12 protein-coding genes are annotated in these 15,442 nt (G+C 64.6%); 10 read left to right on the top strand and 2 right to left on the bottom strand.

Going from position 1 to position 15,442, the window contains the following annotated elements:
* Nucleotides 1–113 precede the first annotated feature (113 nt).
* Nucleotides 114–1,361: a transposase gene (locus tag BLQ92_RS09405; RefSeq protein WP_090683677.1), complete on the top strand. Its 1,248-nt coding sequence runs from the start codon at nt 114–116 to the stop codon at nt 1,359–1,361.
* An 88-nt stretch (nt 1,362–1,449) separates the two neighbouring features.
* Here BLQ92_RS09405 and BLQ92_RS09400 read toward each other — a convergent pair whose 3' ends face one another.
* Both BLQ92_RS09400 and BLQ92_RS40610 read right to left on the bottom strand, forming a co-directional pair.
* On the bottom strand, nt 1,450–2,847 hold the full coding sequence (locus BLQ92_RS09400) for a mannose-1-phosphate guanylyltransferase/mannose-6-phosphate isomerase (protein WP_425194915.1): 1,398 nt from the start codon (nt 2,845–2,847) through the stop codon (nt 1,450–1,452).
* The gene (locus tag BLQ92_RS40610; RefSeq protein ID WP_244106171.1) at nt 2,837–3,412 is read right to left on the bottom strand and encodes a hypothetical protein; all 576 of its coding nucleotides are present in this window, start codon (nt 3,410–3,412) and stop codon (nt 2,837–2,839) included. The genes BLQ92_RS09400 and BLQ92_RS40610 overlap by 11 nt, the downstream gene beginning before the upstream one ends.
* Nucleotides 3,413–3,530: 118 nt before the next feature.
* Here BLQ92_RS40610 and BLQ92_RS09395 point away from each other — a divergent pair, with 118 nt between their 5' ends.
* The 9 genes from BLQ92_RS09395 to BLQ92_RS09355 all read left to right on the top strand — a co-directional run bounded on the left by BLQ92_RS09395 (nt 3,531) and on the right by BLQ92_RS09355 (nt 15,396).
* Nucleotides 3,531–4,928 carry an undecaprenyl-phosphate glucose phosphotransferase gene (locus BLQ92_RS09395; RefSeq protein ID WP_090683673.1) on the top strand — a complete coding sequence of 466 codons (1,398 nt, stop codon included), beginning with the start codon at nt 3,531–3,533 and terminating at the stop codon, nt 4,926–4,928.
* A gap of 26 nt (nt 4,929–4,954) precedes the next feature.
* Nucleotides 4,955–6,445: a UDP-glucose dehydrogenase family protein gene (locus BLQ92_RS09390; RefSeq protein ID WP_090683670.1), complete on the top strand. Its 1,491-nt coding sequence runs from the start codon at nt 4,955–4,957 to the stop codon at nt 6,443–6,445.
* Between the two features lie 22 nt (nt 6,446–6,467).
* The gene (locus BLQ92_RS09385) at nt 6,468–6,929 is read left to right on the top strand and encodes an arsenate reductase/protein-tyrosine-phosphatase family protein (RefSeq protein WP_090683668.1); all 462 of its coding nucleotides are present in this window, start codon (nt 6,468–6,470) and stop codon (nt 6,927–6,929) included.
* Entirely contained in the window at nt 6,923–8,092 is a 1,170-nt protein-coding gene (locus BLQ92_RS09380) for a polysaccharide biosynthesis/export family protein (protein WP_090683666.1), read from the top strand. Before BLQ92_RS09385 ends, BLQ92_RS09380 begins: the two co-directional genes overlap by 7 nt.
* Before the next feature lie 112 nt (nt 8,093–8,204).
* Nucleotides 8,205–10,397, top strand: coding sequence for a polysaccharide biosynthesis tyrosine autokinase (locus tag BLQ92_RS09375; RefSeq protein ID WP_090683664.1), 2,193 nt, complete (start codon nt 8,205–8,207; stop codon nt 10,395–10,397).
* A 59-nt stretch (nt 10,398–10,456) separates the two neighbouring features.
* On the top strand, nt 10,457–11,383 hold the full coding sequence (locus BLQ92_RS09370) for a glycosyltransferase family 2 protein (protein WP_090683662.1): 927 nt from the start codon (nt 10,457–10,459) through the stop codon (nt 11,381–11,383).
* Between the two features lie 98 nt (nt 11,384–11,481).
* Nucleotides 11,482–12,672: a glycosyltransferase family 4 protein gene (locus tag BLQ92_RS09365; RefSeq protein ID WP_090683660.1), complete on the top strand. Its 1,191-nt coding sequence runs from the start codon at nt 11,482–11,484 to the stop codon at nt 12,670–12,672.
* Nucleotides 12,673–12,675: 3 nt separating this feature from the next.
* Nucleotides 12,676–14,136, top strand: coding sequence for a glucose-6-phosphate isomerase (locus tag BLQ92_RS09360; RefSeq protein WP_090683659.1), 1,461 nt, complete (start codon nt 12,676–12,678; stop codon nt 14,134–14,136).
* Nucleotides 14,137–15,396 (top strand): glycosyltransferase family 4 protein, encoded by a 1,260-nt coding sequence (locus BLQ92_RS09355; protein WP_090683657.1) that lies wholly within the window; start codon nt 14,137–14,139, stop codon nt 15,394–15,396.
* Nucleotides 15,397–15,442 lie beyond the last annotated feature (46 nt).

The following is a 15,442-nucleotide window of genomic DNA, read 5'->3' as shown; positions in this document are numbered from 1 at the left end:
CTAGCCGGGACGTAAATACATATTTGTGCAACCGGGGGCGCTACACGAATCGTGCACGCTGAATTCGTGAGCCGCCCAAAGTCGCAGCCTGGCCAGGCTGTGTGGAGAACCGCATGTTTTTCGATGAGCTAAGCAATGACGAATGGGCGCTACTCGCTGCGCTCGTTTCCGACGAGCCGGCGGTCCGTCTAAATCGACGCGGCCGGCCGCGCGCCGAGCCACGCATCGTGGCAAATGCTGTTCTGTGGATACTGACAACCGGTGAGCCTTGGTCGAAGCTGCCAGGGCGCTATCCGTCGGGTCCGACCTGCCGCCGCCGTTTCGAGGAATGGCAACTGAACGGCACGCTCGCAGAGATGACCAGGCTGCTGTCGCAAACGGGCCGCACGTTTGTCTACGTGCCGCAGACGACGCCGCCGGCCCCGGCGAAGCCCGCTGCGCAACCGGAGACGGTGAGCGCGCGCGACGACAGCATGCGTGGCGTGTCCTGGAAGAGCCCCGAGTCGTGGCAAACGCCCGCTGGCGTCATGCAGGGCTGGCGCTCGCTCGATCCGCTCGCCGACATGACGCGCCAGTTGTCCGGCACGCTGCCGCACGACGCCGTGCGCACCGAGCCGGCCGTGCGTCGCGCGGCTGAACTCGGCAACGTGCAGCCCCTGCATTGCGATCATCCGCAGCGACCGCTGCCGGTGAGCTACTCGGCGCGCGGCATGCAGATTGCCGACCGGCGCGGCTATGTCATCTATGTCGCGGCGGAGCGCGTGCCGAACGCCATGTATCGCGCCTGGGCGGAGATCGAGAAAGACGGCCGGCGCGTCGAGCGCTCGGGCCTCGTCGGTCCGCGCTTCACGGACGCCAATGCGGCACAGGACTATGCGCTAGAGTGGGCGCGTCAATGGATCGACCGTGCGTGCCGCACCGTGAGCGCAGCAACGCACACAGCACACCATGCAGCACACCAGGCCGCGACGGCGCATGGCTACACGCGGCCCTTGCAACCTGCGCGGAGCATGCCAGGCGCGCCGACGGTCAGCTCGGCCGGGGTCCGCGCGGATGCGCCGGCGAACGCAGCGGCGCATGCTCCGCTGGCCGGTCATGCTACGGGTCACGGCGGGGGACACGGCGCGGCTCAAGTCAGCAGCCAACTGGCGGCTCATCCGAACGGCGCACTGACAGGCGGGCCGGTGAATGCGCATTCGCACGGTGCGCTGCACGGCCCGATCGGCGCACTGCGCGCGCCGCTGCGCCGTTATCCGGGCGACGCGGCGGCCGAGAGTACGGTTGAACGCGCGTCTGACCGTGCGGCCGAACGTTCCGAACGCTCGCCGTTCCCGCCAGAGCTCATTTCCCACGCAGGATGAGCCAGTGGGCCGCCCGCGGCCGGCAGGAGCACCTGCCGCAGGGTCCGCAGTGCCAACCGCAGTGTCGATGTCTGCATCACCGTTGGGATCATTGCCGTCCGTAAGTATCGTCGAAGCGCACGATGTCGTCTTCGCCGAGATAGGAGCCGGACTGCACCTCGATCATCTCCAGCGGCATCTTGCCGGGATTCTCGAGACGGTGAGTTGTCCCAAGCGGAATATAAGCCGACTCGTTTTCGGAGACGATAAAGCGCTCTTCACCGCGCGTGACGAGCGCCGTGCCGCGCACGACGATCCAGTGTTCCGCGCGATGATGATGCATCTGCAACGAGAGCCGCGCCCCCGGATTGACGACAATGCGTTTCACCTGGAAGCGCTCGCCGCTGTCCACGGAATCGTAGTGGCCCCACGGGCGGTGCACCTTGCGATGGTTCGCCGCCTGCGCGCCGCCCTGGGCGCGAATCCGCCCGACGATCTTCTTCACGTCCTGGACTCGCGATTTATCCGCCACCAGCACGGCATCGGCGGTTTCGACAATCACCAGATCCTGGGTGCCGACGCAGGCAATCAGGCGGCCTTCGGAGTGCGCGAAGGTGGAGGCGGAGCCTTCGAACATGACGTTGCCGCGCGCCACGTTGTCGTCCGCATCCTTCGGCAGGATCTGCCAGATCGCATCCCATGAGCCCACGTCCGACCAGCCGGCGCGCAACGGCACGACCACCCCGGTGGCCACCGACGGTGCGCCGCCGAGTTGCTCCATCACCGCATAGTCGATCGAGTTCGAGGGCGACGCGCTGAAGGCCTCGCGCTGCAGCCGGAAGAAATCGCCGTCCGCCTTGCCGCCCGCATACGCCGCCGCGCAGGCATCGAAAATGCCCGGCTGAAAATGCCTGATTGCCGTGAGCCAAGTCGAGGCGCGCATGATGAAAATGCCGCTATTCCACCAGTACTCCTTAGATTCGACATAGCGTTGCGCCAGCTCGAGATGGGGCTTTTCGACGAAGCGGTCAAGCCGATGCGCATCGAGCGCGCCGTCGCGGTCAAGCGGGGCGCCCAGGCGGATGTAGCCGTAGCCGGTTTCGGCGTGGGTCGGCACGATGCCCATCGTCGCGATGTGGCCTTCGTAGGCGTGCTGGACGCCGGCAGCGACTGCGGCGTGGAACGCTTCGATGTCGGTCACCGCATGGTCGGCGGGCATCACCACCATGATGCCGTCCTCGTCCTGCGCGGCAATCGAGAGCGCTGCCACCGTCAAGGCCGGCGCGGTGTCGCGGCCGGCCGGCTCGAGAATCAGCCGGCTTGCCTTGCCGCTGGTGCGCAGTTGTTCGGCGGTGGTGAAACGGTGTTCTTCGTTGGCAACCACGATCAATTGATCGGCGAGCGCGTGCCCGCTCTCGAGCGCGTCGAGGCGCCGGGTGGTGGACTGCAGCAACGAGTCGGCGCCCAGCAGGCCGATCAGTTGCTTCGGATATTGCTCACGCGACATCGGCCACAGACGGGTGCCGGAGCCGCCCGCCAGGATGACGGGATGAACCTTCAGCTTGACCTTCAGGGATGCGGCGGCGCCGGGCCGGGTGCCGGCGACGGAAGCCGTGACCGTTGCTGTCATGGTGATGTACTCCTCGGGGCTGGGTGAGTGCATCGAGTTGTATCACGGCGTAAATAGCCAATAAAAGCGCGTTAAATAGAAGTTCCAAAAAATTATTCGAAGAGCGGGGTAAAAAACGTTCGAATAATTTATGTTTTATTGCAGCGCAGAGAAAAAATAGAAAAATAATGCTTAAAAAATTATCCGGAATGATTTTTCCGGGCGGCATACGGAAAAAAGGGCGGCACGCATACATTTCGCCATGTGCAAGCTTCGCTCTGGAAGCGCGCGTGAGACGAGATCCAGGGCTGGCGGTGAACATCGGAATTCGCTCGGAAAGGGAAAAATTTCCGAAAAAATCTATTAAAAATAGCGCACTTTTGACCGATACATTTTGAGATATTTTGCGATCTTGCAGTGCGAATTTTAATGCCGCCTTATCTAGTCCTGTACGGGTATTCACCCATTAAGACGCATGCTTTTCGAATTGAGAGGAAAGCGGATTGCGAATGCGTTATCCGCGGTGCAGATGCCCGCTTACTTCACGGATAGAACTTGACTGACGAACTAGGGTGCCGCGCATGCTGAGCGTTCTATCGAGAATCATCGACATCGCCATGGTCGCTTTCGGCGCCGTGCTCGCAGCCGCCCTGCATAACGGCAAGTGGCTGTGGCTGGACGACATGCAAAGCATTTCGCTGGCGTTCGACTGCCTGCTGGTGGTGGTGTTCTTTCCCGCGCTGGGCATCTACCAGTCGTGGCGCGGCAAGCCGCTGATGGATCTGCTGTTTCGCGTCTGTGGCGGCTGGGTGATGGTGGAAACCACCGGTGTGCTGATCAGCTTCAGCCTGCACCGCTCGGATCTGCTGTCGCGGCTGTGGCTGCTGTATTGGGCCGCCGCCACGATCGTGCTGCTGATCGTCACCAAGGCACTGGTCTACACGATTCTGAAGGGCTTGCGGCGCGAGGGCTTCAATCACAAGGCGGTGGCGATCGTGGGCGGCGCACCGTACGGCAAGTTCCTGATCGAACAGATGAGGAGCCACCCGGAAGCCGGTTTCAGTCCGGTGGCGGTGTACGACGAGGACGCGCCGATCGATCCGTACCAGGATCCGGATGCGTCCCAGGCCGTCGAAGGCGTGCCGGTCGAGCGCGAGTTCGCGGCGATGATCAATCTGGTGCGCAGCCGCGCCATCAAGGAGTTATGGCTGGCGCTGCCGATCTCGAAGGAGAAAACGATTCACCGCTTCGTGATGGAGTTGCGCAACGACTTCGTGAACATCCGCTTCATTCCGGACGTGCGCAGCCTGACGCTGTTCAACCAGCCGATGGTCGATCTGCTCGGCGTGCCGGCGATCAATCTCGCGGCCTCGCCGATTACCGATCTGCGGGTGTTGCCCAAGCGCGTGTTCGACCGGCTGTTCGCGTTCGGCGCATTGACCGCACTGGCGCCAGTGATGCTGGTGATCGCGGTGGCGGTGAAGCTATCGTCGCCGGGGCCGGTGTTCTTCCGCCAGAAGCGCAAGGGCATCGACGGCAACCAGTTCGAGATCTACAAGTTCCGCTCGATGAAGGTGCACGCCGAGACGGCCGGCAAGGTGACCCAGGCCACCCGGCGCGATCCGCGCATCACCGCGGTGGGCGCCTTCCTGCGCCGCACCAGTCTCGACGAACTGCCGCAGTTCATCAACGTGCTGCGCGGCGAGATGTCGGTGGTGGGGCCGCGCCCGCATGCGCTCGAACACGACGATATCTACAAGGATCTGGTGAAGGGCTACATGCACCGCTACCGCATCAAGCCAGGCATTACCGGCTGGGCGCAGATCAACGGCTTTCGCGGCGAAACCGACCGCATCGAAAAGATGATGGGCCGCGTCAAGCTCGACCTGTACTACATGCAGAACTGGACCTTCTGGCTCGACATCAAGATCGTCGTGCTGACGCTGTGGAAGGGCTTTGTCGGCAGCAACGCTTACTGAAACATTCAACCTCCGAGGTGTAATTCATGAACGTGACGATCATTGGTAGCGGCTATGTGGGCCTCGTGACGGGCGCGTGTCTTGCCGACATCGGCAACGACGTGTTCTGTCTCGACCTCGATCAGCGCAAGATCGACGTGCTGAACAATGGCGGCGTACCGATCCACGAGCCGGGCCTGCAGGAGATCATCGCGCGCAACCGCCGCGCCGGGCGCCTGACGTTTTCCACCGACGTGGCCGCGGCCGTGGCGCACGGCGATATCCAGTTCATCGCGGTGGGTACGCCCTCCGACGAAGACGGCTCGGCCGATCTGCAATACGTGCTGGCGGCGGCGCGCAACATCGGCCGCCATATGACCGGCTTCAAGGTGATCGTCGACAAGTCGACCGTGCCAGTGGGCACCGCTGTGCGGGTGCGTAACGTGATCGCCGAAGAACTGGCGGCGCGCGGCGTGCAGCACATGTTCTCGGTGGTATCGAACCCGGAGTTCCTCAAGGAGGGTGCGGCGGTCGAAGACTTTACGCGGCCCGATCGCATCGTGCTTGGCTGCGACGAGGATGTGCCCGGCGAGAAAGCGCGCGAGCTGATGAAGCGCGTTTATGCGCCGTTCAACCGCAACCGCGAACGCACGCTCTACATGGACGTGCGCTCGGCCGAGTTCACCAAGTATGCCGCCAACGCGATGCTCGCCACGCGCATCTCGTTCATGAACGAACTCGCGAATCTGGCCGACCGCGTCGGCGCGGACATCGAAGCGGTGCGGCGTGGCATCGGCTCGGACCCGCGTATCGGCTACGACTTCCTCTATGCAGGCTGCGGCTACGGTGGTTCGTGCTTCCCGAAAGACGTGCAGGCGCTCATCAGCACGGCCGTCGAACACCGTCAGGGCCTGCGCATTCTCGAAGCCGTGGAGGCTGTCAATGAGACGCAGAAGAAGATTCTCGCGCACAAGATCGTCGCGCGGCTCGGCGACGATCTGTCGGGCCGCACGTTTGGCGTATGGGGCCTGGCGTTCAAGCCCAACACCGACGATATGCGCGAAGCGCCGAGCCGGCCGCTGATCGCCGAGCTGCTCAAGCGCGGCGCACGCGTAAAGGCCTACGATCCGGTTGCAGTCGACGAGGCAAAACGGGTGTTTGCGCTCGACCTGCAGCACGTGCCGCAACAGCACGCCCGCCTCACGTTCGAGAGCGAAGAGATGGACGTGGCGCGCGGCGCCGATGCGCTTGTGATTCTCACGGAATGGAAAGTCTTCAAGAGTCCCGATTTCGACAGCCTCAAGCAGCACCTGAAAGCGCCGCGGATCTTCGATGGCCGCAACCTGTACGAACCGGAAGCCATGCAGGAGCTCGGCATCGAGTATCACGCCATCGGCCGCCAGCGTGCGCCGCGCGCCGGGGCCGCAGCCGAGGCCGGCGTACAGGGCCTGGGTCAGGCGCTGCACGCAAGCGAGGCAAGTCATGCGAATTACGCGAATCACGCAGCCCGTCCGGCCGGCGCCGCCGCCACGCAGTGACCTCCAGCCAAGGAGTCCGCCTATGTTCGCCAACGTTCTGATTGTGTGTCACGCCAACGTCTGCCGCTCGCCGGCTGCCGAGATGCTGTTCAAGGCACGCCAGCACAGCGCCCTTGCCGCGGAAGGATCGGCACGGCGTGCGATCCGCTTTCATTCGGCGGGCATCCGCGCTGTCGACGGCTGGGGAATGGATCCGATGATGCGCCACCTGCTCGCCGAGCGCGGCATCACGCCGGGCATGCACCAGTCGCGGCGCCTGAAGCCGCAGATCGTGCGCGACGCGGATCTGATCCTCGTCACCGAACACCGCCAGGTGAAGGACGTCGAGGCGCTGGAGCCGACCTCGCGCGGCAAGGTCTATCCGCTCGGCAAGTGGGCGGACTCCGATGTGGTGGACCCGCATGGCAGGGCGGAAAGCGAGTATCGCGAGAGCCTCATGTTCATCGAACACCTGGTCATGGAATGGCTGAAGAAAATATGCTGAAACGAAATCTCATTGTTGCGCTTTTGCTGACGCCTTTTCTGTCAGCCTGCATCGCACCTGGCAATTATCTGGACTCCTCGCGATTGAAGGAAGACTCCCACGCGAGCCCGACGGAAACCTATCCGGTGCATTTGATCGACCCCACGCTGGTCGCCCAGCAGATGCAGCAGGCCGCGACGCAGCAGCAGACGCTGCCGCCCGGCAAGTATTCCGACCCGTCGCAGTACATCTACCGCGTGGAGCCGCAGGACATTCTCGGCATCACGGTATGGGATCACCCAGAACTGACGACGCCTAACGGCAGTACGCTGTCGACCGGCGACAACACCACCCAGACCCTTGCCGGTGCGGTACAGCAGCCGTACACCACGGCCTTGCCGGGCCAGGCCGACCCGTATGGCCAGACGGTCGCGCACGATGGCTCGATCTTCTTTCCGTTCGTCGGCCGCCTGCAGGTGGCGGGCCGGACCGTGGGCGATATCCGCAGCGAGCTGGCTACGCGGCTCGTGCCGTACATCCGCAATCCGCAGGTCGACGTGCGCGTGCTGTCGTTCCGCAGCCAGAAAGTGCAGGTGACGGGCGAAGTGAAGTCGCCGGGACCGCTCGCCATCAGCGACGTGCCGCTCACGCTGCTCGATGCGATTACGCGCTCGGGCGGCAGCACGGAAATCGCCGATATCCAGCGCGTGCGTCTGACCCGCAATAACCAGCTCTACGTGCTCGACGCCGACAAGCTGCTCGACCGCGGCGACACCTCGCAGAACGTCATGCTGCAGGCCGGCGACATCGTCAACGTGCCGGACCGGGTGGATAGCCGCGTATTCGTGATGGGCGAGGTAAAGACGCCGATCACGGTGCAGATGATGCGCGGCCGCCTGACGATTGCCGACGCGCTCACCCAGGCCACCGGGATTCTCGATACCGACGCGAACCCGCGCCAGATCTACGTGATGCGCGGCATGAAGGACAACCCCACGCATCCGGAGGTGTACCGCCTCGATATGACGCAGCCTGACTCCATCATGCTGTCGTCGAAATTCCAGCTGCAACCGCTGGATGTGGTCTACGTGGGTACCTCGCCTGGGGCCACCTTCAACCGTGTCATCCAGCAAGTGCTGCCGAGCGTGCAGACGTTGTTCTATCTGAAGGAACTCACGCGCTAGGCGCCTGACCCGCCGAAGGTCCAGCGCCGCACGAGGAGAGTGCGCGGCGCCGGGCCCGAGGCGACCCAACCGGGATCGAATTGTGAGCACTCAACTGAATCCGCATCTGGCCATGACGGCCAAGACCGAAGAAGAGGACGTCGTCCTCGGTCAACTGCTGCAGGTGATTCTCGACGACATCTGGTGGCTGATTGCCATCGCGGTGACGATCGTCGCGATTGCCGGGCTCTACTGTTTCATCGCCAAGCCGATCTACTCGGCCGATGCCTACGTGCGCGTGGAGGAGTCCGACAACACCTCGCAAGCGCTCACGCAAACGCAGACAGGCGCGGTGATTTCCAGCGGCCAGACTTCGCTGCCCACCGACGCCGAGATCGAGATCATCAAGAGCCGCGGCGTGGTGGGGCCGGTGGTCAAGCAGTGCAAGCTCGACTTCAGCGTCGAGCCGAAGACCATCCCGCTGCTGGGCAGCCTCGCGGCGCGCCTCGCCACGCCCGGCGTGCCGGCGCGGCCGTGGCTGGGCCTCACCAGCTACGCATGGGGCGGCGAAGAGGCCGACGTCGATTCCGTCGAGGTGAGCCCGGCGCTCGAAGGTCAGAAAATGGTGCTGACCGCGCTCTCCGACACGAGCTATGAGCTGCGCGCGCCGGACGGCACGCTGCTGTTGCGCGGCGCGACGGGCCAGACCGAGCAGGGCGGCGGCGTGACGATTCTCGTCAACAAGCTGGTAGCGCGACCGGGCACGCAATTCACGGTGATGCGCGCCAACGAACTGGACGCCATTACGGCGTTCCAGTCGGCGATCAAGGTCGAGGAGCAGGGCAAGCAGACCGGCGTGATCGAAATCTCGCTGGAAGACAAGGACCCCGCGCACGCGGCGCTGGTCGCCAACGCGCTGGCGGAGTCGTATCTGCAACAGCATATAGCCGCCAAGCAGACCGACGCGACCAAGATGCTCGAATTCCTCAAGACCGAGGAGCCGCGCCTGAAGAGCGACCTCGAACGGGCGGAAGCCGCGCTTACCGCTTATCAGCGCCAGTCGGGCTCGATCAATGCGAGCGACGAAGCGAAGGTCTATCTGGAAGGTAGCGTCCAGTACGAGCAGCAGATCTCGGCGCAGCGCCTGCAGATCGCCTCGCTCGAAGAGCGCTATGGCGACGAGCATCCGCTCATCAAGGCCGCCCGCGAGCAGATGAGTGAACTCGAAGCGCAGCGTGACAAGTACAGCGACCGCTTCCGCGATCTGCCGGCTACCGAAGTGAAGGCTGTGCAGTTGCAGCGCGACGCCAAGGTGGCCGAAGACATCTACGTGCTGCTGCTCAACCGGATTCAGGAGTTGTCGGTGCAACGGGTCGGCACGGGCGGCAACGTGCATATCGTCGACCTCGCGCTGCGCCCCGGTACGCCGGTCAAGCCGAAGAAGGTGCTGATCCTCTCGGCGGCAGTGATTCTGGGCCTGATCGCCGGTACCGGCTTTGTGTTCCTGCGCCGCAATATGTTCAAGGGCATCGACGATCCAGAACGTGTCGAACGCATGTTTCATCTGCCGATCTTCGGGCTGGTGCCGCTCTCGTCCGAACAGGCGGCGCTGGAAAACGCCTTCGAGCGGGGCGGCAACCGCCTGAGTTCGGTGCTGGCCGATGCGCGGCCGAAGGACGTCTGCATCGAAAGCCTGCGCAGTCTGCGCACCTCGATGCAGTTCACGATGATGGATGCGAAGAACCGCATCGTCATGCTGACCGGGCCGATGCCCGGGGTCGGCAAGAGCTTCCTGACGGTCAACCTGGCGGTCCTGCTGGCGCATTCGGGTAAGCGGGTGCTGATGATCGACGGCGACATGCGGCGCGGCGCGCTCGAGCGCTACGTGGGCGGCGCGCAGGATAACGGCCTGTCCGAACTGCTGAGCGGGCAGATCTCGCTCGAAGAAGCGATTCGTCCCACCGACATCGAGGGCTTGAGCTTCGTCTCCTGTGGCCAGCGTCCGCCGAATCCGTCGGAGCTGCTGATGTCGCCGCGCCTGCCGCAGTACCTCGAAGGTCTGGCCAAGCGCTACGACGTGATCCTGATCGATACGCCGCCGGTGCTGGCCGTGACCGACGCGTCGATTATCGGCGGCTATGCCGGTTCGACGTTCTTCGTGATTCGCTCAGGTGTGCATAGCGAAGCGGAAATCGCCGACTCACTGAAGCGCCTTAAGGCGGCCGGCGTACACGTGCAGGGCGGCATTTTCAACGCTATCCCGCAACGTGCGCGCGGCGGCTACGACCGCGGCTATGCCGCCGTGCAGGAATACCTGAGTGCCTAATCCCGAGCCGGCTGCTGCATCCATGAAAGCAGCCACGACCCGACAAGGAGCATGACGCGATGAAAGTAACTGTACTGGTTCCCACCTTTCGCCGCCCGGCCGACCTGACGCGCTGCCTTGAAGCCTTGCAACGGCAGTCGCGCGTCCCCGATGAAGTGGTCGTCGTCGCCCGCCCCGACGACGCTGCGACGCACGTCTGCCTGCGCGATCCGGCGGTCAAAGGCGCGTTGCCGCTCTCCGTGGCGCTGGTCGAGAAGCCGGGGCAGGTGGCCGCGCTCAACCGCGGCCTCGACGCGGCGCACGGCGACGTGATCGCGATCACCGACGACGATGCCGCGCCACGGCCCGACTGGGTCGAGCGGATTGCTGCCGCCTTCGAGAGCGATCCGCGTCTGGGCGCCCTCGGCGGCCGTGACTGGGTGCACGAGAAGGGCCGCGTGCTGGACGGCGCACGGCCGCTGGTCGGCAAGGTGAGGCCGTCGGGCAAGATCATCGGCAATCACCACCTGGGCGTGGGCGGCGCCCGCGAAGTCGATCTGCTCAAAGGCGCCAACATGAGCTACCGGCGCGAGGCGATCCAACGAATCCGCTTCGACGCACGGCTGCGCGGCGCCGGCGCCCAGGTCCACAACGACATGGCGTTCAGCATGAGCGTGAAGAACGCGGGCTGGAAGCTCGTCTACGACCCGCGCGTGGCGGTCGACCATTACCCGGCCGAGCGCTTCGACGACGACCGGCGCGACGCGCAGACCATGATGGCGGTGCGCAACGCCGCCTACAACCTGCACCTGATCCTGCGCGACCATCTGCCGCCGCTGCGGCGCGAAGCGGCCTGGTGGTGGTACACGCTGGTCGGCACGCGGGTCTATCCCGGCTTCGCGCATGCGCTGCTGGCACTGACGTCGAAGCAGGGCCGCTTGCGGCTCTCGCGCTGGCGCGCGGTGCGTACCGGCGCCCACGAAGCGCGCCGTGCGGCAACCTCGTGACGCATGCCGGCGTGTCGGCGGAGCGCGCTTGCGTAGCCCTGATGCACCGCCATGCAGCCATTTATAAACCGCGTCACCCCGCAGACCGGAGTGCCTGAATGACGACGAAAGTCCACGTGCACCTGTTTTACGGCGCCGATCCGCGCTTCTATCGCAAGGGCGAGAACATTGGGTGCCTGTACGGCTACCACCATGCGGAGTCCGAAGAGTTCGCGCTGACCTATTCGCAGGACACCCGCGAAAACGCACCGGTGCGTCTGCTGCGGCGCGGCCTGAAGGCGCTGCTCGGCTTCGACCTGATCCATACGCTGCGCAACCGCGACGAGATCCTGCGCTCGGACGTGATCTGGACGCACACCGAACACGAGTACCTGTCGGTCGCGCTGGTGCTGCTGCTGAACGGCCGTCGCACGGCGCCGCCGCTGTTGCTCGCGCAGAGCGTCTGGCTGCTCGACAAGTGGCCCAGCTACGGGATGCTGCGGCGCTGGCTGTATCGCAAGCTGATTGCGCGGGCCGACGTGCTGACCACGCTGGCAAGCGAAAACGCCGAACTGTGCCAGCGCTACCTCGACCGCAAGGCGACCCATGTCTACTACGGCCTGAACACCGGCGACTTCCCGGTGCAGTCGCCGCAAGAGTGGCAAGCGCATACACCGGTGCGGATCGCCGCGATCGGCAACGACCGCGATCGCGACTGGGAGACGCTTATCAAGGCGTTCGGCAACGACCCGCGCTATACCGTCAGGCTGGCGACGCGTCGGCGGATTCCGGCGCAGCTGCGGGCTCCGAATGTCGAGATCGCGCCGGCAGCGGGGCTGAAGAAGGCGCGTGAGCTGTACGACTGGGCCGACCTCGTACTGGTGCCGCTGCGGCCGAACTCGCACGCCTCCGGCATCACGGTGATGCTCGAAGCGGCGGCGCTCGGCAAGCCGATGGTCGTGACGGATGTCGGCACGCTTACCGATTACTTCTCGTATCGGGCAGCCTCGTATGTGCCGCCGTTCGACGCACCAACCCTGCGCGCAGCAGTCGACCGGCTGGTCGGCGCGCCGCACGAAGCGTTGCGCCAGGCGCAGGCGGCCGCTGAACAACTGGTCTCACGCGATCTGACGACGCGTCACTTCGCCTTGCAGCACGTGCGGATTACCGAGGAACTGCTGCGCCGCCGCGCTGCGCCGCAGGCACGTGCGGCGACGCCGGGCGAAGCGCGAGCTGAGCCGCGCACCGAGTTGCGCGCTGAAGCGCGTGCCGAGGTCAGCCCCCACAGCCAGACCCGCGGAGGTCTCTAACCGATGTCGACAATCGCGCGAAGCGTCGCGAGCGGCGCCGTTCGCCGCCTCAACAGCGACCCGCTGGAGTGGGGGCCGCCCGCGCTCCTGTGGCTCGTCACCGCTTTGCTGGTGGCGGCGCATCAGGGCTCGGTGCTGACGCTCGCCTTTCCGGTGCTCGCCACCATGACGGGCCTGTGGCTGTACTTCAAGAGCCCGGCACGCTATGTGGGCTTCATGTGGTGGCTATGGTTCCTGAGCCCGGAAGTGCGGCGTCTGGCCGACTGGTCGAAGGGCGCCTTCACGCCCACCAGCCTGATCCAGATTGCCCCGCTGGCGGTAACGATGATCAGCGGCCTGTCGCTGATCCGCCATTACCCGGTGCTCGCGCAACGGCGCGGCTTGCCGGTGCTGCTGATTCTGGCGGGGCTGGCGTACGCGTTCATGGTCGGCGTGGCGTCGAGCGGGCCGCTCGCGGCCACCTACGACCTTTGTAACTGGCTCTATCCGATCCTGATCGGCTTTCACATCATGGCGAATACGCGCGACTATCCGGCGTATCGCGACACCATCGTCAACACCTTCATCTGGGGCATGCTGGTGATGGGCGCCTACGGGCTGGTGCAGTTCGCCATCATGCCGCCGTGGGATGCGCTCTGGATGCTCGGCTCGCAGATGAACTCGCAGGGCGACCCGGTGCCGATGGGCGTGCGCGTCTTCAGCACGATGAACTCGTCGGGGCCGTTTGCGTTTGCAATGATGGGGGCGATGGTCTACGTGATGGCCGCGAATCACCGCGTGCGCTGGATCGCCGCCGTGCTGGGTTTCTTCTCGTTCGGACTGAGCCTTGTGCGCTCGACGTGGGGTGGCTGGGTCGTCGCCTTGCTGATCCAGTTGGTCAAATCGAACAACCGTGTGCGGCTGCGCATTGTCGGCAGCGCCATCCTGCTCGCGGGTCTGTGCGTCCCGCTGCTGGCGGTGGGGCCGGTGGCCGAGCGGATGCAGACGCGCCTGAACAGTATCGTCAACCTCAAGGACGATCAGAGCTATGCCGCGCGCAACCAGTTCTACGCGACCTTCGCGAAGACCGCGTTTACCGACGTCTCCGGCGAAGGGATGGGCGCGACCGGCACGTCTACCAAGCTGTCGAACGACGGCGGCCAGCTCGGCCAGTACGGCAACTTCGATAGCGGCGTGATGAACATTCCGTTCGTGCTCGGCTGGCCGGGCACGCTGCTGTACCTGTCCGGCATTCTGTGGCTGATGGTCCGCGCGGTGCTGGCCTCGTTCAAGATGCGCGACGACAAATTCGTCTCCGCCTCGGTCAGCCTGGGACTGGCGATCTTCACGATGCTGGTGTTCACCAATTCGCTGGTGGGCACAGGCGGACTGCTGCTTTTCATGAGTCTTTTTTCGATCCTCTCGGCGGTGCACTGGCAAAAGCAACAACGCCGCCGAGAGCTTTTTCTGCACGGAGGCACCTGATTGAGAGTCGTCATTGTCACGCATGTGGTGCGCCATAACGACGGCCAGGGACGCGTCAACCACGAAATCGCCCGCGCGGCCCTCGACGAGAATATTGCCGTCACGCTCGTCGCATCGCACGTCGCTCCCGAACTCCTTGCGCATCCGAACGTGCGCTGGGTGCCGATGAAAATCGGCCGCTGGTGGCCGACCAACCTGCTGCGCCAGCAGGTCTTTGCGCTCAAGAGCGCACTATGGCTGCGCACGCATCGCAGCGAGTACGACGTGCTGCATGTGAACGGCTTCATTACCTGGATGCCCGCCGACGTCAACACCGCGCACTTCGTGCATAGCGGCTGGTTCGGCAGCAAGTACTACCCGTTCGGGCTGACCAAGGGCCTGTGGTCGGCCTATCAGTTCGTCTATACGCGGGCCAACGCATCGCTCGAGGGCTGGGCATACCGGCGTTCGCGCGTGATTACGGCAGTCTCGCAGAAGGTGGCCGACGAGATCCGCGCGATTGGTCTCACGCCACGCAACCGCGTCGACGTGATCTATAACGGCGTGGATACCCAGGGCTTCGCGGCGGCTCAGGGTGACCGCGCGAAGTTCAACTTGCCCGCCGATGCGTTCCTGTTGCTGTTCGTAGGCGATCTGCGCACGCCGCGCAAGAACCTCGGCACGGTGCTGGAGGCGTTGCGCCATTTGCCCGATAACGTGCATATCGCGGTGGCGGGGTATTTGCCTGGCAGTCCGTATCCCGAGCAGGCGCGCACGCTTGGTATTGCCGATCGCGTGCATTTCCTCGGGCTGGTGAAAGAGATGCCGGTGCTGATGCACTCGGTCGATGCCTTCGTGTTTCCGTCACGCTACGAAGCGATGAGCCTGTCGCTGCTCGAAGCGATGGCCGCGGGCTTGCCGGTCGTCACAGCACGCACGGCAGGGGGCGCCGAGATCATTACCCCGGAATGCGGCATCGTCCTCGACGATCCGGACGATCCGCAGGCGCTCGCCGGCGCGATCGCCAGGCTCGCGTCCTCCGGCGAAGCGCGCCGCGCCATGGGCGTGGCCGCCAACGAACTGGCGACCGGCTTCGGCTGGGCGAGGATGGCGGCGCAATACATTGCGCTGTACCGGCAACTGGCTGGACAACAGGAAGACCGCCGGCGCGCAGGCGCGACGGCCGCGGTCACGACCGACAGCGAACCGCTCGGTGCGAACGTGCTGGCCGGTCACAAGGGGATTGAATACAGCGCAACTGAATACAGGGCGGTCGAATGATGAACGCGCTCGCCACAGCAACCGAACTTACACGCCACGCAAGGAA

The sequence above is a fragment of the Paraburkholderia phenazinium genome (genome assembly GCF_900100735.1).
GTDB lineage: Bacteria > Pseudomonadota > Gammaproteobacteria > Burkholderiales > Burkholderiaceae > Paraburkholderia > Paraburkholderia phenazinia.
The sequence above is the reverse complement of the archived record's forward strand: the minus strand, read 5'-3'. Positions and strand labels throughout refer to the sequence as shown.

Bases quoted from the DNA above. Each gene is read 5' to 3' on its own strand.
- BLQ92_RS09405 (WP_090683677.1), top strand. From the start codon at position 114: ATGTTTTTCGATGAGCTAAGCAATGACGAATGGGCGCTACTCGCTGCG.
- BLQ92_RS09385 (WP_090683668.1), top strand. From the start codon at position 6,468: ATGTTCGCCAACGTTCTGATTGTGTGTCACGCCAACGTCTGCCGCTCG.
- BLQ92_RS09375 (WP_090683664.1), top strand. From the start codon at position 8,205: ATGACGGCCAAGACCGAAGAAGAGGACGTCGTCCTCGGTCAACTGCTG.
- BLQ92_RS09390 (WP_090683670.1), top strand. From the start codon at position 4,955: ATGAACGTGACGATCATTGGTAGCGGCTATGTGGGCCTCGTGACGGGC.
- BLQ92_RS09360 (WP_090683659.1), top strand. From the start codon at position 12,676: ATGTCGACAATCGCGCGAAGCGTCGCGAGCGGCGCCGTTCGCCGCCTC.
- BLQ92_RS09370 (WP_090683662.1), top strand. From the start codon at position 10,457: ATGAAAGTAACTGTACTGGTTCCCACCTTTCGCCGCCCGGCCGACCTG.
- BLQ92_RS09380 (WP_090683666.1), top strand. From the start codon at position 6,923: ATGCTGAAACGAAATCTCATTGTTGCGCTTTTGCTGACGCCTTTTCTG.
- BLQ92_RS09365 (WP_090683660.1), top strand. From the start codon at position 11,482: ATGACGACGAAAGTCCACGTGCACCTGTTTTACGGCGCCGATCCGCGC.
- BLQ92_RS09400 (WP_425194915.1), bottom strand. From the start codon at position 2,847: ATGTCGCGTGAGCAATATCCGAAGCAACTGATCGGCCTGCTGGGCGCC.
- BLQ92_RS09395 (WP_090683673.1), top strand. From the start codon at position 3,531: ATGCTGAGCGTTCTATCGAGAATCATCGACATCGCCATGGTCGCTTTC.